Below are 17,839 nucleotides of genomic sequence, written 5' to 3'. Positions count from 1 at the left end.
TGCTTAGCCCCTGCGGACCAGAACCACGCCGCCGATCACCATCAGGATACCGGCCACCCGCATCAGGTTCATCGGCTGCTTCGGCACGCCGAGCGCGCCGAAATGGTCCAGCACCAGGCTGATGATCAGCTGGCCCGCGACCATCAGGGTGATGGTCACCGCCACGCCCAGCCGGGGCACGGCCCAGGCGGCCGCGACCACGAACACCGAGCCGTAAAGCCCGCCGATCCACACCCACCAGGGCAGGGCCCGGGTCGCCACCATGTCCGGGCGGGTCTGCAGGACCATGGCCACCAGGCCCAGCGCCATGGTGCCGACGGCAAACGAGATGAAGGCCGCATTGACCGGCGAGGCCACGGCCTCGGCCAGCCGCGCATTGGTCGGCGCCTGAAGGGCGGTGGCCCCTCCCGCCAGAACGACGGCCAGCATGGCAAGCAGTGCAGGATTCATCCGCGCTGGCTAGCACCGGCGGGGGCGAATGGGAACGCTGTCCTCACCACCGCAGATCGGCCGGCACCCCGTCCAGATACTCCGTCAGGCGCGCGCGCGTGCCGCGGCTGAGGTTGGCGGGCAGGGCGTCGGGGGCGAACCAGCCGGTCTCGGCGATCTCGCCATGCTGGCTGGCGGGGCCGGTGGTGAAGTCGCGGATCAGATAGACGGCGACGTGATCGCCCCGGAAATGGGCCTCGTTCGAGTGGATCGACACCAGGGTGGCCGGACCGGTCAGGACCAGTCCGGTCTCCTCGCGCATCTCGCGGGCGAGGGCCTCATGCAGGCTCTCGCCACGGTCGACCCCGCCGCCGGGCAGCCACCAGTCGGGCAGATAGGTGTGCCGCAGCAGCAGGATGCGCCCCTCGCCATCGACCGCCAGACCGCGCACCCCCAGCGTCATGCCGCGCGTCATCCGGGCCAGCGTCTGGAAGGCCGGGCGGGTGAAGGGTTCGATGCGTTCGCGCCAGTTGCGGGGCGGGGAGGAGGTCATGCGGCTTGATGGCCCGCCCCGCGCCCCTTGAACAGAGGCCGGGCGCGCTTTAAGGCCGGAGCCAGCTTTCCGACAGGAGATTTCCCATGACCGCTCTGGCGATCATCTTCGGCTTCATCATCGTTCTGGGCGCGCTCAACGTCTTCGAGTTCGGCCGGGTTGACTGAGACCCGCACGGGTCTGTCTGACATGCACGGGGCGGTCCTGGTCACCGGCGGGGCCAAGCGGATCGGTCGCGCCATCGTACTGGCGCTGGCCGCCGCCGGCCACGACGTCGCCATCCATTGCCGGACATCGAAGGACGCGGCCGAGGCGCTGGCGGACGAAGTGCGTGCCAAAGGCCGCCGCGCCACCGTCGTCGTCGCCGACCTGTCGAAGGAAGATCAGGTCCGCCGGCTGGTACCCGAGGCGAGCGCCGCGCTGGGCCCCCTGACCGGTCTGGTCAACAATGCCTCGGCCTTTCAGGACGATCGCGTGGGCGAGTTGTCGCGCGACCTGTGGGACCTGCATCTCGAAACCAATCTGCGCGCCCCCGTCGTGCTGGCCGAGGCGCTGGCGGGTCAGGCACCGGATGGCGGTGGCTGGATCGTCAACCTGCTGGACCAGCGGGTGAAGAAGCCCGACCCGCGGTTCTTTTCCTATGCCCTGTCGCGGGCCGGCCTGTGGTGGGCGACGCGCACGCTGGCCCAGGCGCTGGCCCCGACGGTGCGGGTCAATGGCGTGGGCCCCGGCCCGACGCTTGCCTCGGTGCACCAGAGCGAGGCCGACTTCCGGGCCGAGGTCGAGGGCACGCCGCTGCAACGCGCCAACCGCCCCGAGGAGATCGCCGACGCTGTGCTGTGGCTGGCGCGGGCGCCCGGCGTGACCGGCCAGATGATTGCCGTCGACTCGGGCCAGCATCTGGCCTGGCGCACCCCCGATATCGAAGAGGACTGATCCATGGCTGAGGGCCTGCGCCACGACGGTCTGACCGTCTTCGTGCGCGATCTGAGGGTCGAGGCGGGCATCGGTGTGCACGCCCATGAACAGGGTCGCCTGCAGACCCTGGTGCTGGATGTGGCGCTGGAGCTGGCGCCCGGCCCGGTCGAGGCACTGGCCGATACGCTCAATTATGAGGTCGTGGCCCGGCTGGCGCGCGAACTGGCGGCCGAGGGCCATGTCGGCCTGGTCGAGACCTTCGCCCAGCGTCTGGGTATGCGCCTGATGGACGATCCGCTGGTCCGGGCGCTCAGCGTGCGCGTGGGCAAGCCGGGCTGTCTGGCCGATGCGGCCGAGGCGGGCTGCGAGATACGGCTGTCGCGCGGCTGACAGTGGTTGCGCCGGGGGCCGCGCCCCGGCATTGTCGCCGCGAACCATGAGGAGCCCGATGGCCGAAACCGGCGATCCCGACCTGTTCAAGGACAAGCCCGCCCCCCGGCCCGAGGCCGACCCGGATGCCGAGGTCGGATTCTGCTCGCCCGAATCGCTGGCGGCCCATCCGCGCACCCCGCAGGCCGAGCCCGAGGTCGAGCCTGAGCCTGCCATGGCGTCCGAGCCCGAGGCCGAGGCCGAGCCCGAGCCGGACCCCGTCGACGATCCGATGAACGCCCCGCTGGTCGCGCCGCTGGCGGCCCCGACCCACAGCGCCCCGCCGCCGCGCCGCGAGCCGGTCGAGGCCGAGGTGGAGCCCGAGGGGATGATGGGCCTCTACACCGTCTATGCCCTGATCCTGTTCGCCATCCCGACCTTCGGCGTCTCGGCCGTGATCGGTCTTCTGGCAGTGATGGTGCGCGATGTGCCGACCCAGGCGCTGGCGGCCAGCCACCACATCTTCCAGGTGCGCACCCTGTGGACGGCGGCGGTGGTGGCGGTGCTGGGCGTGATCCTGATCGTGGTCAATGCCGGCGTGTTCGTGCTGTTCCTGCTGGTCGCCTGGGTGCTGGTGCGCGGGGCCTGGGGCAGCTGGAAGCTCAAGTCCCGCCAGCCGATCGACAATCCGCGCACCTGGGTGATCTGATCGCCGCACGTGTCCGCCGGCCTGCGGTCTTGAAAGCGATGCGCCGCCCTCCCAGATAGGAGCCTGCGGGCCTGCCGATGTCGGGGGCCCCTGTTCCGGTCGCTTCCAGGAGGGCCACATGACCACGCGTACCGTTCTGTTCGACAGCCCCTTCTTGCTGGGCTTCGACCATACGCGCAGCCTGATCGACCGGGCCGCGCGCGCGGCCTCCGAGGCCTATCCGCCTTATAATGTGGAGCAGCGCGGCGAGTCCTCCGTGCGCATCACCCTGGCCGTGGCCGGTTTTTCGCCCGACGATCTGACCATCACCCTGGAAGGCCGTCAGCTGACCATCTCGGGCAAGCGCGAAGGCGCGGGCCAGAGCGCCGACAACGCCTTCCTTCACCGGGGCATCGCCGCCCGGGGCTTCCTCAGGACCTTCGTGCTCGCCGACGGGCTTGAGGTCGATGAGGCCTCACTGGAGCACGGCTTGCTCCACGTCGATCTGCGCCGCCCGGAACAGGTCGCCGAGACCCGCCGCATTCCCATCACGACCCGCTGATAGTCTTCAATCTCCGGATCGTCCGGAGCCACCCGCCCGGGTCAGACGTTGACCCGGTAATCCCTGCTGTTCAGGAGCCAAACGACCCGTGATCATTTCGACCGACATGACGGAACAGGCCTTTGCCGATCTGGGCGCGCCGGATCTCGTCTATGTGCGCGAGGTCGCGGCGGCCGAGGTGATGGCAGAGGTGGCCGCGTCCGACGCCGACCAGACCATCCAGATCGATCCGCGCAGCACCCTCTATGCGGTGCACAGCGCGGACGGCGAACGTTTGGCCGTGCTGGCCGACCGCGAGAGCGCCTTTGCGGCCGCCGTCGCCCACGAGCTCGAGCCCGTCTCGGTTCACTAGAAGGGGCCTGGAGGCCTCAGGCGGCGGTCGACTCGATCTGTCGCACCAGAAGCGCCTGGATGGTGTCGACGCTGTCGGCCTGACGCAGGCGCTGGCGCAGTTCGGGCGAGCGCAGGGCGCGCGAGGCCGCCGCCAGCGCGCGCAGGTGCCCGGCTCCATCGCTCGACGGCGCGAACAGGCCCAGCAGCAGGTCCACGGGCCGGTCATCGACCGCGTCGAAGGCGACCGGGGTCTCCAGACGCACCAGAACGGCAAACAGCTGGTCGATATCGTGCAGGCGCGCATGCGGCACGGCCACGCCCGAGCCCAGCCCGGTCGAGCCCAGCGCCTCGCGCTCCATCAGCGCGTCCATCAGGACCGATGAATCGTCGTGGCCCAGCACATGGGCCGCCGCCTCTGCCACCGCGTGCAGGGCCTGGCGTTTGGACGAGACGCTTCCGCGCAGGACTATGCCGTCCCGGCGGACCAGATCTCCGATTTCCATTCTTGTCCCCGAACTACGCAACTGAGGGTGAGAGGGTCTCTGCCCTCTGCACCCGACTTGCGGCCTCTTAAGGGCCTTATACCGTCGATCCGTTTACCGAACCGTGTCCATTCCGTGAAGTCCGGGCCGGATCGACCCAGCCGATGTTGCCATCGGGGCGGCGATAGACCACCGCCACACCGCCGTGGGCGGCGTTCTTGAACACCACCACGGGATAGCCGGTCATATCCAGCTCCAGCACGGCCTGACCGACGGTCAGGGTGCGAAGTTCCGACTCGGTCTCGGCGATCACCAGACCGGCAGGCGCGTCGCCCTCCGGCTTGCCGACATCGGCAAAGATGTCGTCATCGGCATCGTCGAGGTTCCGGAAGACGGTCATACGCGCCACTTCGGCGGCGGCCATTTCCTGCTTCTCGGGGGACAGGCCCTTGGGCCCGGAGTGGTGATCCTTCAGGCGACGCTTGTAGCGACGGACCCGCTTTTCCAGCTTGTCGAGCGAATCCGAGAAGGCGCCGTGGGCATCCATGCCGTGGCCGGTGGTGACGAGGCTCTGCCCCGAGGCCAGCCGGACCCAGCAGTCGACCTTGAAGCCGGGGCCGTCCTTGGACACCGTAACCTCGGCATCCTGCCCGCCGCGTTCAAAGTATTTGCCGACCCCCTCATTGAGTTCCTGAGAGATGCGCGAGCCTAACGCTTCGCCGACATCCACGTGCTTACCGCTGACTTGGACTTGCATAAGACACAGAACGCGACCGAAGCCGTTCGGTGTCAACGGACTTCACATTTTTGTGGTCTTCGAGACGGGCAGGGTTAACCCGCCTTCAGCCGCCGCTTCCGCTCGACAGATGACGGAATTCGCAGGGCTTCCCGGTATTTCGCCACCGTGCGCCGGGCGATGTCGATGCCCGCCTGGTTAAGCAATTCGACGATCCGGTCGTCGGACAAAATGTCGCCGTCCCGCACCTCGTGATCGATCATCGTCTTGATCCGGTGACGGACGGCTTCGGCCGAGTGGCTGGACTGGCCGTCGACCGACTGGATCGCCGAGGTGAAGAAGAATTTCAGCTCGAACACACCGCGCGGGGTGGCCATGTATTTGTTCGAGGTCACGCGGCTGACGGTCGACTCATGCATGCCGATCGCATCGGCCACGGTCTTGAGGTTCAGCGGCCGCAGGAATTCGACGCCGAAGGCAAAGAAGGCGTCCTGCTGGCGCACGATCTCCGACGAGACCTTGAGGATCGTCCGGGCCCGCTGGTCCAGCGATTTGACCAGCCAGTTGGCCTGGGCCGCACAGTCCGCGACGAAGGTCTTTTCGGTGTCCGAGCGGGCGCCCGCCGACACCACCCCGTGATAGCGCTTGTCGACCAGCAGCCGGGGCAGGGTGTCGGAGTTCAGCTCGACCCGCCATCCGCCGGCCGGATCGGGGCGCACCATAACGTCGGGAATGACGGTCTGGGCCGGTTCGCCGCCAAAGCCGGCGCCCGGGCGGGGCGTCAGGGCCTTCAGCTCGGCGATCATCTCCGACAGGTCCTCGGCATCCACGCCACAGGCGCTGCGCAGGGCCGACAGATTGTGCCGCGCCAGCAGTTCCAGATTGTCCAGCAGGGCCGCCATGGCCGGATCGAAGCGGTTGCGCTCGATCAGCTGCAGCTTCAGGCATTCGGGCACCGAGCGCGCCATGATGCCGGTCGGCTCGAAGCCGTGACAAATGGCCAGCACAGCCTCGACCCGCGGCACGTCGCAGCCCAGTCGCTCGGCCACCTCGGCCAGCTCGCCGCGCAGATAGCCATGGTCATCGACCATATCGATCAGGGCCAGGCCGATGGCGCGATCGGCCGCGTTCAGCGCCGTCGCCGACAGCTGGGCCTGAAGGTGCTCCCACAGGGTCGCCTCGCGGCTGTCCATCGCCTCCAGCCCCTCACCCTCGGGGGCCGATCCACCCTTGCCGGTCCGGGACCAGTCCGAAAGGCCCGGCTGGGCCTCGCCTGCGGCATCGCCGCCGTCGGTCGCCCGTTCGCCGGGGCTGGCGTCATAGACATCGTCGGCGCGTGTATCCATGGCCTCCTCGGCCGCGTCAGGGCGCGCGTCGTCAAAGCTCAGTTCGGCATGGGGGTCGGACGCCGCCTCCGCCGGGCCGTCGCCCGCAGAGTCGCCGGGGCCGTCGCCCTCTTCGTCGCGCTTCAGCAGGGGATTGCGTTCCAGCTCGGCCTCGACAAAGGCCTCCAGCTCCTGGTTCGACAGTTGCAACAGCTTGATGGCCTGCTGCAGCTGGGGCGTGATGACCAGCCCCTGACCCTGCCTGACCTCCAGTCTCTGTCCCAGCACCGAACCCGTCTCCGCCGAACACCGTCACGGGACACTGGCCCGAAACTTGCTGGCACAGACTGACGCGAAGCGGTTAACGGGGGTTGAAGCGGCCTGCCGTCTCCTAACCGAGGGCATCGCGGCTATCGCGGGCCTGAAATCCAGATATGGATCTGCCATTCATAGCCGCCGTTTCCATCATAAATGGAACGCGGGTACCCCTCCGGCAGGGTTGAGGCTGTACGGCTACCGAAATCCCGAGCTTTGCGGCGGGAATTCTGGATCGAGACCTGAATATCGGCGCCAGCCGACTCCATGCGGTACAGGATCATTTCCGAGACCTGTTCATCCTCGCTCAGCCGCGCCTCCGCTGCAGACCAATCCGACGCCCCCGACGGTGTCGACTGATAGTCGTCTACAAGGGCGAAACGCCTGTGGCTCGACGACCTGTCTAATTCAAACCCCGACATCATCAGCCAGTTTTCCAGGCGGCGAGCCTTCTCAAGGGCCTCCCGGAGAGTCAGGGGACGGTTCTGCCAAGCGAAACTGGCCGACTCCACCGATCGTGTTTCACTGTCGAAGTGGATGATCAAAATCGTCTGGCCCATGCCCCCGACATTGTCGAACAGGAATGAGCGCTTTTCGGTGCGCCATTCCAGGCTCACCGGTGCGGAAGTAATGAGTGGGGAATTGTCCCCGATCTCCTCCGGAGCCTGAAGCGGGGATGGGGTATCACCGCCGATCTCAACGACGAGCGTTTCCTTCGCCTGTGGTCCTGACGCCGCTACGCATGCCGCGAGTTCCGCCGAGGGGGGATCTCCGGACAAATAGGGATAAGGGGGGCCGCCGCAACTTTCCCAATTGAGGCCACTGCCGGCCGCCGCCGCAGCGCTCGCCGGGAGAGTCTGCTGAGCAGGGCCGGGGGCCACACCGCATCCGGACACCATCGATGCGCCGAAAGACAGGATCAGCCAGACCCACACCCTAGCCATACATATCGCCCAGATACACCCGGCGGACGTCGGGGTTGGCGACGATTTCGGCGGCGGTGCCCTCGAACAGCACCTCGCCCGCCGAGATGATCGCGGCGCGGTCGATGATATCCAGCGTCTCGCGGACATTGTGGTCGGTGATCAGCACGCCGATGCCGCGCTCGGCCAGATAGCGGATCACCTGGCGGATGTCGGCGATGGCCAGCGGGTCGATGCCGGCGAAGGGCTCGTCCAGCAGCATGAAGGCGGGGTCGCCCGCCAGCGCCCGGGCGATCTCGACCCGGCGCCGCTCTCCGCCCGACAGGGCCGCTGCGGGCGCATCCTTCAGATGGCTGACGCTCAGCTCTTCCAGCAGGCGGTCGGTTTCCTCGCGGATAGCGGTCTTGCCGGTCTTGTGCAGTTCGACCACGGCGCGGACGTTCTCCTCGACCGTCATGCCGCGAAAGATCGAGGCCTCCTGCGCCAGATAGCCCAGACCCATGCGCGCGCGCTGGTACATGGGCTGGCCGGTGATGTCCTCGCCGTCGATGGTGATGGTGCCGGAATCGGCCGGGATCAGGCCGGTGATCATGTAGAAACAGGTGGTCTTGCCGGCGCCGTTCGGCCCCAGCAGGCCCGCGACCTCGCCGCGCTGCACGGTCAGGGACACGTCGCGCACCACCTGACGCTTGCCGAACGACCGGGCCAGATTGCGGGCCTTCAGCCCCCGGTCCGGCGCGGCCGCCTCGGGCGCAGCCGGCTTGGCGGCCGCTTTGGGCCGTTCATCCAGATTGAGCGCGGACAGCTCCTTGCGCGCCACCGGGGATCAGTTGCCCTGGGCCGGGGTGCCGTTGGGATAGAAGACCCCCTGCACGCGATTGCCGGCCGGGGTGGGGGCGCCCTCCATCCGGGCGCTCTCGGTGCGGACGTTATAGACCAGCCGGCTGCCGGTCATGACGTTGCGGCCCTGGGTGACGATGACATCGCCCGTCAGGACGATCTCGCCTTCGGCCAGATTATAGACCGCCCGGTCGCCGCGCAGGGTCTGGGTCGGCGTGACGAAGAACACCTCGCCGGTCGCCTCGACGCGGGTCAGGTTGGAGCTGGCGTTGGTAAAGGCTTCGATCCGGCCGGCGCGCAGACGGTTGTCGCCCTGCATGATCTCGGCGTCCCCCACCAGCGAGAAGCCGTTCGGCGTGTAGCTGAAGGTGTTGCCGCCATACATGACCGGCGCCGAGGTCGGGTCCTGGGTCACGCCGGTGCCGGGCAGGGCAAGGCTGAGCGCGAGGGCGACCGCTGCGGTCAGGGGAAGCTTGCTGGAACGGGCCATGGTCGACCTTATCTCCGGGACGCTGCGGGATTGATGGTGCCCCGCACCTTGTTTTCGCCAGTGCCGTGAAACTCGACGCTCTCGCCCTGGTCGCGGATGACATAGGACGAAGCGGTCAGGGTGCCAAGCGGCCCGGTGCCCTGCACCCCCTTGTCGCCGGTCACGACGCCGGTGCGCGTATCGACCACGGCCTCGGGCGTCGTCAGGACAAAGCCCGATCCGCCGTCGGAGATCCGCACATTGGGGCCGATGATCACCCGGCGCGAGGCCTCGTCATAGGTGCCGCCGTCTGCCGTCATTTCCGTGACCTTGGCCCCGCCCAGATTGAGGCGCAGCACCGGCCCGACCAGACGCAGATGGCCGGTCTCGGGCACCCGCACCACGCCCTTGGCGCCAATCACGAACGAGCGGCCCTGATCGTCCTGTCCGTAGTAAAGGGCATTATCCAGCGCCACGTCGCTGCGCTGCTCGGCCCGGCGTTCGGCATCCGAAATGGCCGACCGCAGCACGATCCAGGCGACCGTGCCCCCGGCCAGCAACAGGATCACGATCGGCAGTACCCGCCGGAACAGCATTACCCGCCGCGAATGCGCGCGCCAGTGCCGGGCCTTCTCGGCCGTCGGCGACGTCGGATCCACGGGCGGGGGCGCGTCGGTCATCAGCTGTGGGCGAAGATGTCGGTGTCTTCCCAGCCGTCCAGATCCAGCCGGGCCCGCACGGGCAGGAAGTCAAACAGTTGCGCGGCCAGCGCCGTCCGGCCCTCGCGCGCCAGCATGGCGTCCAGCCGCTCGCGCACCTGATGCAGGTACAGGACGTCCGAGGCTGCATAGTCCTGTTGCGCCTGGCTGAGCGTCTCCGCGCCCCAGTCCGAGCTCTGCTGCGCCTTCGACAGGTCCACGCCTGCCAGTTCGCGCACCACATCCTTCAGACCGTGCCGGTCGGTATAGGTGCGCGCCAGCTTGGAGGCGATCTTGGTGCAATAGACCGGCCGCGTCTCGACCCCCAGCCACAGCTGGAACATGGCGATGTCGAACCGGCCGAAGTGGAAGATCTTGAGCACCTGCGGATCGGCCAGCAGCCGCTTCAGGTTCGGACAGTCATAGGTTTCCCGGTCCAGCTGGACCAGATGGGCGTCGCCGTCGCCGGCCGACAGCTGCACCACGCACAGCGGATCGCGGCGATAGCGCAGGCCCATCGTCTCGGAATCGACCGCCACCACGGCGCCGAGGTCCAGACCATCGGGCAGATCGCCCCTGTGCAGATGTACTGTCATGCGTCCCGCTCGGTTACTTGCGAATGGACCATAAACGAACGGCGCCGCATCGTCAGGATGCAGCGCCGTTTCGAAGAACTGGTGCCCAGGAGAGGACTCGAACCTCCACGACCTTTCGATCACTGGCACCTGAAGCCAGCGCGTCTACCAATTCCGCCACCTGGGCTCTCGGGCCGACACGTCACTGACATATCGTCCGGGAAGGCGCGGACCCTTAAGGCAGGCTTTTTGTCCGGTCAACGGGCATCTGACGAAAATCCGCGAGGCCGGCGCTCAATCCCGCGGGGCCACGATCTCCAGGCCGATCCCGGCCGGCGCCTCGGGGGTGCGCACGCCCACGTCCAGACGGGCATCCAGCGTCACCTCCGCCAGCGCCCGCTCCATCACCCCCGGCAGCTGGGCCGAGCCGGCCGGCATCCGCACATCCAGATAAAAGCCCGTCTGGTCGCTGTCCTTCCAGCGCGCCAGCGCCAGCCACGCCGCCTTGATCTCGGGCTCGGCGGCGAACGCCCGGGTCAGTCCCTCGACCAGCCCCTCGGGCGTGTCCTTCGGCAGGGCCAGATGGGTCGGCCAGCGCGCGTCCTCGTCGGGTAGCTCCGCCCCGATCAGGGCCGACAGCGCCGCGGGCGGCCAGGCCACACCGTACGGATGCCCCGGGTTCAGCACCGCCGGATTGACCCGGATGGTCTCGATCAGCGCCCGCCCGTCAAAGCCCTCGACCGTCGCCCCCTCGCCAAAGGTCGCCAGCGCCCGCTCCCGGGCCGTAAAGATCGCCGTCGCCGGCCGGCCGCCCCGCGGCGTCACGGTCCGCAGGCGCAGGGTCTCGCCGCCGCCCGCCTCTCCCTCGGCCAGCACGGCCCACAGGGTTGCCCCCGGCACCGCCGCCTCGAACGCCGCCCGCGCCTCGGCCCCGCCCGATCCGGCCGCCATCAGCAGCGTCTCGAGGTCGTTCAGCGGGGAAAAGGCCGGTTGGGGCACAGGCGTGGCAGAGTCAGTCATGGATCGGTCCCGGCAGGTACAACACGGCCCGTGACCTAGCGCGCCCGCCCGCGAATGGCGAGAGGGCAGGGGGCCAGCCCCCTAGTCCGGCGCCAGCCGCGCCGCCCGCCGCGCCGCATGTTCCTCCGGCAGGGGCAGGTCCGCGGCCACCAGCGCCGCCTCCAGCGCCTCCACCCGCCGCTCCAGCGCCTGCCGCCGGAAATGCACCGCTTCCAGCCACCGGTTCTGGCCCGCCCGCCTCTGCCAAAAGGCCCGCTTCAGCGCATAGTCCGGCTGGGCCTCGCCCGCATCCGGGTCCACGGCAAACCGATCATTCAGGGCCGCTCCATCCATCTCCAGAATCCCGGCAATCAGCGACAGGGGTGCCGTCCCGGGCGTCAGACCGGCTCCAGCCCGGCCGGGTCCGCCGATACCGCCCTCGCCCTCGCGCGCCGCCAGCCGCTGATAGGTCTCGGCCAGCGCCGCCAGCGCCCGCGCCTCGGCCCACAGCCGCCCGCGCATCGCCCGCCCCGAGGCCACCGTCGCCATTCGCGCCAGCGCGGCTGGGCTGCCACCTTCGGGGTCATCGACCTTAGTCGGCGAGAACAAGTTCTTTAGTGCCCGTGATCCAACCGGGTGCAGGCCATTCGAAGCGCTAACTTCTTCCTCAACCATTCGTGCGTGGGCGCGAGAGCGAGCGTCTCCTACAGCCCTCTTTCCGCCGCAAGCGAGCGCGGCGTGGCGGTAGACGCTTCCAGGAGAGGTCTTCCACTTGGCGGCGACATCCTTGGCTGTCGCACCATTTTTATAGTCCTCAATGACCATTGCCCAAGTCTCTTCGGACAAGCGGTAGTGGGTCGAGGGCGCCTCAGGACAACGTTTCATGTCCCTAGTCTAACGGCGCTCAGACGGTCGTCGGACTTGGCGCCAAAATTGGGCGTGAAAGAGCCCTGCAGAGCCGAATCGACGTGCTCAATTAAATATTATCCTCGGCGCTTGCAGAGCGATGAATCGTGCACCGGACCACGGTCCGAGGTGGAACCAGCGCCATCCAAGTCTCGCAACTCGCTTCGCTGGGCGCTAACTTTCGTTGGTACACCTGACGTCAATGCCTATCGTGGATAGGCAATTGCCTCGTGGTTCGATGCGATTTGTACCGATCTCGTGTGCCGGAGACGGGAGGGGCGAGGTTGCAGGAAACGCTGCAGGAAATTCTGGATCTCCAGAGGCACTACAGTTCGGCGGATACGCTGGAGATGCGTCTCAGGGGCAAGCTCGTGCGAGACCGACTCTGCAGCGAAATCACGCGCGTCGCATCAAACATCGGGAATGCCCTAGGCCAATACGGGACCGATCTCGCGGTTCAAGGCAGTGACGGCGCTGGCCGAAAGGCCATCGTGCCGTGGACACGCATCTTCTCTAAGCATATGTCCCCCAGCGCCACCGTCGGCTGGTATCTCGTCTTTCTGTTCCACCCAGATGGGGACGGTGTGTCTCTGTGTTTGAGCCACGGTTCGACAATCCCGAAGGATGGCAACTTCAAATCGCGGAGTAGGGCAGAAGCCGAACACCTGATGGAGTGGGCCTCTGCAGTCGTAGGTGCCGACTTCGCGTCTGACATGGAAGTTCGACGAGGCGTGGAGCTGGGCAGCCAAAGGCTCGCTGCCGCCTATGAGCGGACCACCTTGTTATCAAGGTTCTACCCTCGCTTTGCTATTCCCAAGGACGACGTACTACTGGACGACATCGTTGCGTTTGCAGCGATGTTGGCGCGGCTCTATGCGGCGCAGGATGCAGGCCTTACGCCCGGTGCGTCCAGCCCCGCCGTAACCGAGGTTTTGCAGGTCTCTGAGGGTCTCGCTGCCCCCTTTAAGTTTGCTGGTCGCGGTCAAGGATGGGGCTTAGATCACGCAGGCAGGATCGCAGTTGAACATCAGGCAATGAAGATCGCCGAAACGTGGCTTGCCGAGCAGATGTTCGCCTATCAGGATGTGTCTTCCACCGATAGTTGTGATTTCCGTGCCTCGCGCGATGGCGAGCAATGGGTGATCGAAGTGAAGGGCACGACGGGCTCAGCGGGAAGTGTTCTCGTCACCCGCAATGAGGTGGCCCTTCACAAGGCATGCCACCCAAAGAATGCGCTGCTGATTGTGCATAGCATCGAACTGAGCGCTGATGGCCGTTCAGCTACGGGTGGGAAACTTCGGGCGATCTGCCCATGGAAGGTCGATGACGACCGATTGCATCCCACGGCCTACGAGTATCGATTGGAATAGTGAGGCCAGTCGAAGCGGATCAAGTCATACTTCTCCGCGAACCACGCCACGAAGGCCTCCGGCGGTTCGAGGTCACGCCAGTGCCGCGCCAACTCTTCCTCGCTCGAGCCAGCATCAGCCGTACCGATGCACCAGTCGCGCTTCATGATGCGATCGACGTCTGCCACCCACGCTTCCAGTTCGGGAGCAACTTCTTCATGCGGGCCCATTCGGAGAGTCTGCTGGCGCTTGGCATCGTCTGCAACCAACCAGAGGTGAGCACCTCTGTGCCCTTGCATCTTGAAAACAAGGAAGCAGGCACTGTCGGAGCACGCTCGTTGCGCCGAGCGGTCACCGCTCGAGTAGCCTTGAAGCAGGCGACGCCGCGCCCAACCCCTCACCCCGCCGCGCGCATCCCGTCCACCTGTATAGCCGCCTCTTCCGGCCAGACGACCTCGGCGAGGCGGCCGACGGTGGGGCGGGCGAACAGATAGCCCTGCATCAGGGTGACGCCCAGGTCGCGCAGCGCGACGTATTCCCCGGGGGTCTCGATGCCCTCGCACACCGGCTGGATGCCCAGCTCGGTCAGGGTGGCGAGGGTGTTGCGCACGATGATCCGCCGGACCGGGTCGGTGTCGATGCCGCGCACCAGATTCATGTCCAGCTTGACGATGTCGGGCTGGAACCGGGTCAGCAGGCCCAGCCCGGCATAGCCGGCGCCAAAGTCGTCGATGGCGGTGCGGAACCCCATGGCCCTATAGGACCGCAGGATGTTCAGCAGGTGATCGGTGTCGATCGCCTCGCTCTCGGTGAACTCGAAGATGATGCTGCGGGTCGGCAGGCCGGTCCGCATCGCGGCGTCCAGCGTCAGGCGGATACAGGCCCTCGGCTCATAGACGGCATTGGGCAGGAAGTTGATCGACAGGCTGGCCCCGTCGGCGGTCAGGTCGAGGGCTGCGGCCTGTTCGATGGCCGTGGTGCGGCACAGCTGGTCAAACCCATAGCGGTTGGTGTCGGACACCTGCGCCAGCACCGCCTCGGCGCCCGCGCCGTCCGCGCCGCGCACCAGCGCCTCCTGGGCAAAGACCGTGCGGGTGGCCACATCGACGATGGGCTGGAACGCCATGGTGATGGGCACCTCGAACGCGGCACCATTGCGGCAGGCATGACAGGCCATGGGGCAATCCCGACTAATACAGCCTCTACCTTCACGCGAACCCGTTAAAAAACAGCGATCCCGACGTGCGGACGGCTGCATGACAGGAGATTAACTGGGCGGGGCCGGGCATGGCGCCTAGCGTCGGTCCAACCCTGCCGGGAGCCTCTGATGACAACGGACCGCCGCCGCCTGCTGCAGACCCTGACCGCCGCGCCCCTCCTGTCACTGGGGGGCTGCGTGGGCGGGCGCCTTGCGGGGGGCGGGCCGCTTTCTGAAGATGTCCGAGGGGGGATCGACGCCGTCCTGTCGCGCCACGCCATCGTCACGGCCGGGATCGGGGTCATCCGCAACGGCGATCTGGTCGGGGAGCACTATTTCGGCGAGCAACAGCCGGGCGTCGCCGCCGGGCCGCAGACCCGGTTCAATGTCGCCTCGGTCACCAAGACCGTCACGGCCGAAACGGTGCTCAGACTGGTGGGGCAGGGGCGCCTTGACCTCAATGAGCCCATGGCCCCGTGGTGGACGGACCCCCAAATCGCCGATGACCCCCGCCACGCCCTGCTGACGCCCCGCATGGCGCTCAACCATTCGACCGGCCTCCCCAACTGGCGCTTCTTCCTGCCGGGCGGCCGACTGGCGTTCGTGGCCGACCCCGGCCAGACCTACACCTACTCCGGCGAGGGCATGCAGTATGTCGCCCGCTACGCGGCGGCGAAGCTGGGCCGACCCTTTCCCGATCTGGTGCGCGAGACGACGCTCGCCCCGCTCGGGATGGACGATACGGCCATTGTCGTGGATCGCACGCGCATGGAGACCATCGCGCGGTCCCGGGACTCGGCGGGACAGGTCTATGAGCCGTGGTGCCGCGTGGAGAACGAGGGCGGATGCAGCCCGCAGGGCAGCTGGGCGGCGGCCGACGACATGGTGACCACGGTCCGGGACTATGCGCGGTTCCTGCGCGGCGTAATGGACAGCACCGGCTATGGCCCGGCGGTGACGGCGGACCGGAACCGGGTCCAGATCGACAAGGGCGATCAGGCCGTCCTCGACTGTGCGGCCAACCCCGAGCTGACCTGCCCTGTCCGGCAGGGTTACGGGCTGGGCTTCAACGTGCTCGACTATGGCAGCGAGGTAGTCCTCGGCCATGGGGGGGCGGACTGGTCGGAACTCGCCCTGGTCTATGGCGCCTGCAACGCGCGTTCGGGCCTTGTTGTCTTCCTCAATGCCCCCAACGCCAGGGCGCTGGCAGCCATGCCCGAAGTCCTGTCGCGGGTGGACCCGACCTGCCCGTTCCTGCCGGAATACCGCCGCTGGTATGCCGAGTCGCTGTAAGCGGAAGCCGGTCGGACCCCCTCAATCCTCGTCCATCTTCAGCGCGGCACCTGAGACGGCGACCCATGTGCCCCTTGGCCGGTCCCGGGCTCACCGCTAGGTTGTCACTTCATCGCCGGGGGCATTGCAGATGGTGACGACACGACAGGTCTTTCGGGGCGCGGGGCGGGCCATGCGGGCGATCGACCGCGAGGCGAAGCGGTCGCAGGCGCGCCGCATCGCCTACGAGCGGTCCGCCCAAAAGGTCGCCTTGCTGGAACAGGCGGCGGACGCGGCGGACGAGTATCAGCAGCTGATCGAACAACTGGTCGGCGCCCACCGTGTTGCTTTCCGTCCCATTGATTGGGCCGCCATCGCGAAGCGCCCGTCCCTGCCCTCGCCCGAGCGCAGCTCCGCCCATGAAGATGCGGCGCGACGGGCGCTCGCCGACTATCGGCCCAACTGGTTCGAGCGCACTCTGGGGCTCGCCACGGGCAAGGTGAGGGCGCTGGAGCAGGCGGTGGCGGACGCCGCCCTTCAAGACGATGCCTCGCATCGCGCTGCGTGCTGGAAGGCGAAAGCTGCCGATGACGAGCAGGAATTTGCTCGGAAACTGGTAGCCCTTGATCGGGATGCCGTCGCCACAGTCGTGAACGAGCAGAGCGGATTGGGCAAGCTACCGTTCTGCGTCGAGGCGCTTGATCTCTATTTCAGTACGGACGGCGAGATGACCGCCCGCGTCGATGGCCTCGACCTCGACGATATGCCGACGCAGTCGGTCACCCTGCTCCAGTCAGGCAAGGCCTCGGTCAAGCCGCTGTCCCCGGCAAAGATTCACGACCTGCACCGCGCCAACATCTGCGCCTCGGCCCTCCGTGTCGCCATCGAACTGCTTCAGGTGGTCCCGATCCCGATGGTCGAGGTGGTGATGGAAACCGATCTGCTGGATCCCGCCACCGGTCACATAGAGCCGAAGCCGGTTCTGACCGTGAAAGTCTCACGCCAGGCCATCGCGTCCCTCGCGCTGGAGCGGACGGAGGCGCTGGCAGTGGTGGAGCGCCTCGGCGGAAAGATGGACTGGAATAGCCGGCGGGGGTTTGTGGGGATTTAGCATGAGGGAGCGCCGGCACTGACTATCGCTGCTAAACGCACGCCTCCCTGCAGAAATTCTGAACCGACGAGACGTCAGCGTCTGGTCGGTCAATAGTGCTATGTCGGTATGCCGTTATGCCGAGGTGCAGCTTAACGGGCTGTCCTTATTCAGTGGACACAGGCGACTGGTGCGACTGGTCAGGAGTGTCCTGACGCGACCAGTCATGAGCGTCTAGTCGTCACTCCTTGAAACACCGGGGGCTCCGGCTCATATCCGGTGCACGAGGTGACGACATGACCGACAAAATCACGACTGACGAGCCGGCGGAGATAATAGCCCTAAAGCCTAAGGCAGACACGCGTAAGGCATCCGAGAAGAAGTATGGCAAGCCCGTTATGGATCTGGGTTTTTGCATCGTACCATCGCTTCTCATGCAGGCGCAGGCGCGGCTCGGCATCAATCCGGTTCAGTTCAACATTATCATGCATCTAGCCGACATTTGGTGGGACGCGGCCCACCGGCCTTGGCCAAAGAAGCAATTGCTAGCCGAGCGGATGGGTATGAGCGAGCGCCAGGTTCAACGCCAGATCGCCGAACTGGAAGATGCAGGCTTGGTGACGCGTATCGGGCGAACCAGGCCTGGACGGGGAAAAACCAGCAACGAGTACGACCTGTCCGGTCTGGTGAAGAGGCTCCGTGCCTTGGAGCCCGAGTTCACCGACATGAAGCAGGAAATCCAGAAGCGACGGAGGGCGGTGGCTCAACCGAAGCACCGTCGCGGGACGGTCTGACGACTTGCGCTGTGGT

General features: G+C 66.9%; 23 protein-coding genes and 1 tRNA gene. 9 read left to right on the top strand and 15 right to left on the bottom strand.

Annotated elements, in window-relative coordinates; translation table 11 throughout:
- Positions 1 to 3 precede the first annotated feature (3 nt).
- Positions 4 to 450 (bottom strand): DMT family transporter, encoded by a 447-nt coding sequence (locus LC068_RS07440; RefSeq protein ID WP_209118117.1) that lies wholly within the window; start codon positions 448 to 450, stop codon positions 4 to 6.
- A 43-nt stretch (positions 451 to 493) separates the two neighbouring features.
- Positions 494 to 982 (bottom strand): NUDIX domain-containing protein, encoded by a 489-nt coding sequence (locus LC068_RS07435; protein ID WP_226635918.1) that lies wholly within the window; start codon positions 980 to 982, stop codon positions 494 to 496.
- A 189-nt stretch (positions 983 to 1,171) separates the two neighbouring features.
- Between LC068_RS07435 and LC068_RS07430 the strand changes: the two genes are divergently transcribed.
- The 5 genes from LC068_RS07430 (at position 1,172) to LC068_RS07410 (ending at position 3,871) form a co-directional block, all read left to right on the top strand.
- Positions 1,172 to 1,918 carry an SDR family oxidoreductase gene (locus LC068_RS07430; RefSeq protein ID WP_226637053.1) on the top strand — a complete coding sequence of 249 codons (747 nt, stop codon included), beginning with the start codon at positions 1,172 to 1,174 and terminating at the stop codon, positions 1,916 to 1,918.
- Positions 1,919 to 1,921: 3 nt separating this feature from the next.
- Positions 1,922 to 2,290 carry a dihydroneopterin aldolase gene (locus LC068_RS07425; RefSeq protein WP_226635916.1) on the top strand — a complete coding sequence of 123 codons (369 nt, stop codon included), beginning with the start codon at positions 1,922 to 1,924 and terminating at the stop codon, positions 2,288 to 2,290.
- A gap of 58 nt (positions 2,291 to 2,348) precedes the next feature.
- Positions 2,349 to 2,978, top strand: coding sequence for a DUF4870 family protein (locus LC068_RS07420; protein ID WP_226635913.1), 630 nt, complete (start codon positions 2,349 to 2,351; stop codon positions 2,976 to 2,978).
- Between the two features lie 118 nt (positions 2,979 to 3,096).
- Complete coding sequence (locus LC068_RS07415; RefSeq protein ID WP_226635911.1) at positions 3,097 to 3,519, top strand: Hsp20 family protein; 423 nt, start codon at positions 3,097 to 3,099, stop codon at positions 3,517 to 3,519.
- A gap of 106 nt (positions 3,520 to 3,625) precedes the next feature.
- Positions 3,626 to 3,871 (top strand): DUF1150 family protein, encoded by a 246-nt coding sequence (locus tag LC068_RS07410; protein ID WP_209118592.1) that lies wholly within the window; start codon positions 3,626 to 3,628, stop codon positions 3,869 to 3,871.
- A gap of 16 nt (positions 3,872 to 3,887) precedes the next feature.
- Here the strand turns inward: LC068_RS07410 and LC068_RS07405 are convergent, their stop codons facing one another.
- The 11 genes from LC068_RS07405 to LC068_RS07355 all read right to left on the bottom strand — a co-directional run bounded on the left by LC068_RS07405 (position 3,888) and on the right by LC068_RS07355 (position 11,763).
- Positions 3,888 to 4,355, bottom strand: a complete 468-nt coding sequence (locus LC068_RS07405) for a PTS sugar transporter subunit IIA (protein WP_226635908.1) — start codon at positions 4,353 to 4,355, stop codon at positions 3,888 to 3,890.
- 76 nt (positions 4,356 to 4,431) lie between these two features.
- Positions 4,432 to 5,091, bottom strand: a complete 660-nt coding sequence (hpf, locus tag LC068_RS07400) for a ribosome hibernation-promoting factor, HPF/YfiA family (RefSeq protein WP_209118134.1) — start codon at positions 5,089 to 5,091, stop codon at positions 4,432 to 4,434.
- A 74-nt stretch (positions 5,092 to 5,165) separates the two neighbouring features.
- Entirely contained in the window at positions 5,166 to 6,683 is a 1,518-nt protein-coding gene (rpoN, locus tag LC068_RS07395) for an RNA polymerase factor sigma-54 (RefSeq protein WP_226635906.1), read from the bottom strand.
- 122 nt (positions 6,684 to 6,805) lie between these two features.
- Positions 6,806 to 7,645, bottom strand: a complete 840-nt coding sequence (locus LC068_RS07390) for a hypothetical protein (RefSeq protein ID WP_226635904.1) — start codon at positions 7,643 to 7,645, stop codon at positions 6,806 to 6,808.
- A 1-nt stretch (position 7,646) separates the two neighbouring features.
- Positions 7,647 to 8,453, bottom strand: a complete 807-nt coding sequence (gene lptB, locus LC068_RS07385; protein ID WP_226635902.1) for an LPS export ABC transporter ATP-binding protein — start codon at positions 8,451 to 8,453, stop codon at positions 7,647 to 7,649.
- Positions 8,454 to 8,459: 6 nt separating this feature from the next.
- Complete coding sequence (locus tag LC068_RS07380) at positions 8,460 to 8,963, bottom strand: LptA/OstA family protein (RefSeq protein ID WP_226635900.1); 504 nt, start codon at positions 8,961 to 8,963, stop codon at positions 8,460 to 8,462.
- An 8-nt stretch (positions 8,964 to 8,971) separates the two neighbouring features.
- Positions 8,972 to 9,622, bottom strand: a complete 651-nt coding sequence (gene lptC, locus LC068_RS07375) for an LPS export ABC transporter periplasmic protein LptC (RefSeq protein ID WP_226635897.1) — start codon at positions 9,620 to 9,622, stop codon at positions 8,972 to 8,974.
- Complete coding sequence (locus LC068_RS07370; RefSeq protein ID WP_226635895.1) at positions 9,622 to 10,236, bottom strand: ribonuclease D; 615 nt, start codon at positions 10,234 to 10,236, stop codon at positions 9,622 to 9,624. The genes lptC and LC068_RS07370 overlap by 1 nt, the downstream gene beginning before the upstream one ends.
- Before the next feature lie 79 nt (positions 10,237 to 10,315).
- Positions 10,316 to 10,402 (bottom strand) — tRNA-Leu (locus LC068_RS07365).
- Positions 10,403 to 10,509: 107 nt separating this feature from the next.
- Positions 10,510 to 11,235 (bottom strand): enhanced serine sensitivity protein SseB C-terminal domain-containing protein, encoded by a 726-nt coding sequence (locus tag LC068_RS07360; protein WP_226635893.1) that lies wholly within the window; start codon positions 11,233 to 11,235, stop codon positions 10,510 to 10,512.
- Positions 11,236 to 11,316: 81 nt separating this feature from the next.
- Positions 11,317 to 11,763 (bottom strand): hypothetical protein, encoded by a 447-nt coding sequence (locus LC068_RS07355; RefSeq protein ID WP_226635891.1) that lies wholly within the window; start codon positions 11,761 to 11,763, stop codon positions 11,317 to 11,319.
- 641 nt (positions 11,764 to 12,404) lie between these two features.
- On the opposite strand from LC068_RS07355, the gene LC068_RS07350 reads away from it, so the two are divergent.
- Positions 12,405 to 13,490 (top strand): MrcB family domain-containing protein, encoded by a 1,086-nt coding sequence (locus tag LC068_RS07350; protein ID WP_226635889.1) that lies wholly within the window; start codon positions 12,405 to 12,407, stop codon positions 13,488 to 13,490.
- Here the strand turns inward: LC068_RS07350 and LC068_RS07345 are convergent.
- Positions 13,469 to 13,699: a hypothetical protein gene (locus LC068_RS07345; RefSeq protein WP_226635887.1), complete on the bottom strand. Its 231-nt coding sequence runs from the start codon at positions 13,697 to 13,699 to the stop codon at positions 13,469 to 13,471. The two genes, LC068_RS07350 and LC068_RS07345, sit on opposite strands and share 22 nt — an antisense overlap.
- Before the next feature lie 167 nt (positions 13,700 to 13,866).
- Entirely contained in the window at positions 13,867 to 14,646 is a 780-nt protein-coding gene (locus LC068_RS07340) for an EAL domain-containing protein (RefSeq protein ID WP_226635885.1), read from the bottom strand.
- A gap of 150 nt (positions 14,647 to 14,796) precedes the next feature.
- On the opposite strand from LC068_RS07340, the gene LC068_RS07335 reads away from it, so the two are divergent.
- The 3 genes from LC068_RS07335 (at position 14,797) to LC068_RS07325 (ending at position 17,823) form a co-directional block, all read left to right on the top strand.
- Positions 14,797 to 15,960 (top strand): serine hydrolase domain-containing protein, encoded by a 1,164-nt coding sequence (locus tag LC068_RS07335; protein WP_226635883.1) that lies wholly within the window; start codon positions 14,797 to 14,799, stop codon positions 15,958 to 15,960.
- Positions 15,961 to 16,132: 172 nt separating this feature from the next.
- Positions 16,133 to 17,050, top strand: a complete 918-nt coding sequence (locus tag LC068_RS07330) for a hypothetical protein (RefSeq protein ID WP_226635881.1) — start codon at positions 16,133 to 16,135, stop codon at positions 17,048 to 17,050.
- A 275-nt stretch (positions 17,051 to 17,325) separates the two neighbouring features.
- Complete coding sequence (locus LC068_RS07325; protein ID WP_226635879.1) at positions 17,326 to 17,823, top strand: helix-turn-helix domain-containing protein; 498 nt, start codon at positions 17,326 to 17,328, stop codon at positions 17,821 to 17,823.
- Positions 17,824 to 17,839 lie beyond the last annotated feature (16 nt).

Origin of the sequence: Brevundimonas poindexterae (assembly GCF_020524625.1) — a bacterium.
Classification (GTDB): domain Bacteria; phylum Pseudomonadota; class Alphaproteobacteria; order Caulobacterales; family Caulobacteraceae; genus Brevundimonas; species Brevundimonas poindexterae_A.
Note: the sequence above shows the minus strand (reverse complement) of the source record. Positions and strands in the feature narration are given on the sequence as shown.

What these genes read in the sequence shown, in the direction of transcription:
- LC068_RS07440 (WP_209118117.1), bottom strand. Translation starts at nt 450, where the DNA reads ATGAATCCTGCACTGCTTGCCATGCTGGCCGTCGTTCTGGCGGGAGGG.
- LC068_RS07435 (WP_226635918.1), bottom strand. Translation starts at nt 982, where the DNA reads ATGACCTCCTCCCCGCCCCGCAACTGGCGCGAACGCATCGAACCCTTC.
- LC068_RS07430 (WP_226637053.1), top strand. Translation starts at nt 1,172, where the DNA reads ATGCACGGGGCGGTCCTGGTCACCGGCGGGGCCAAGCGGATCGGTCGC.
- LC068_RS07425 (WP_226635916.1), top strand. Translation starts at nt 1,922, where the DNA reads ATGGCTGAGGGCCTGCGCCACGACGGTCTGACCGTCTTCGTGCGCGAT.
- LC068_RS07420 (WP_226635913.1), top strand. Translation starts at nt 2,349, where the DNA reads ATGGCCGAAACCGGCGATCCCGACCTGTTCAAGGACAAGCCCGCCCCC.
- LC068_RS07415 (WP_226635911.1), top strand. Translation starts at nt 3,097, where the DNA reads ATGACCACGCGTACCGTTCTGTTCGACAGCCCCTTCTTGCTGGGCTTC.
- LC068_RS07410 (WP_209118592.1), top strand. Translation starts at nt 3,626, where the DNA reads ATGACGGAACAGGCCTTTGCCGATCTGGGCGCGCCGGATCTCGTCTAT.
- LC068_RS07405 (WP_226635908.1), bottom strand. Translation starts at nt 4,355, where the DNA reads ATGGAAATCGGAGATCTGGTCCGCCGGGACGGCATAGTCCTGCGCGGA.
- hpf (WP_209118134.1), bottom strand. Translation starts at nt 5,091, where the DNA reads ATGCAAGTCCAAGTCAGCGGTAAGCACGTGGATGTCGGCGAAGCGTTA.
- LC068_RS07380 (WP_226635900.1), bottom strand. Translation starts at nt 8,963, where the DNA reads ATGGCCCGTTCCAGCAAGCTTCCCCTGACCGCAGCGGTCGCCCTCGCG.
- lptC (WP_226635897.1), bottom strand. Translation starts at nt 9,622, where the DNA reads ATGACCGACGCGCCCCCGCCCGTGGATCCGACGTCGCCGACGGCCGAG.
- LC068_RS07370 (WP_226635895.1), bottom strand. Translation starts at nt 10,236, where the DNA reads ATGACAGTACATCTGCACAGGGGCGATCTGCCCGATGGTCTGGACCTC.
- LC068_RS07360 (WP_226635893.1), bottom strand. Translation starts at nt 11,235, where the DNA reads ATGACTGACTCTGCCACGCCTGTGCCCCAACCGGCCTTTTCCCCGCTG.
- LC068_RS07355 (WP_226635891.1), bottom strand. Translation starts at nt 11,763, where the DNA reads ATGGCGACGGTGGCCTCGGGGCGGGCGATGCGCGGGCGGCTGTGGGCC.
- LC068_RS07345 (WP_226635887.1), bottom strand. Translation starts at nt 13,699, where the DNA reads ATGGGCCCGCATGAAGAAGTTGCTCCCGAACTGGAAGCGTGGGTGGCA.
- LC068_RS07340 (WP_226635885.1), bottom strand. Translation starts at nt 14,646, where the DNA reads ATGGCCTGTCATGCCTGCCGCAATGGTGCCGCGTTCGAGGTGCCCATC.
- LC068_RS07335 (WP_226635883.1), top strand. Translation starts at nt 14,797, where the DNA reads ATGACAACGGACCGCCGCCGCCTGCTGCAGACCCTGACCGCCGCGCCC.
- LC068_RS07330 (WP_226635881.1), top strand. Translation starts at nt 16,133, where the DNA reads ATGCGGGCGATCGACCGCGAGGCGAAGCGGTCGCAGGCGCGCCGCATC.
- LC068_RS07325 (WP_226635879.1), top strand. Translation starts at nt 17,326, where the DNA reads ATGACCGACAAAATCACGACTGACGAGCCGGCGGAGATAATAGCCCTA.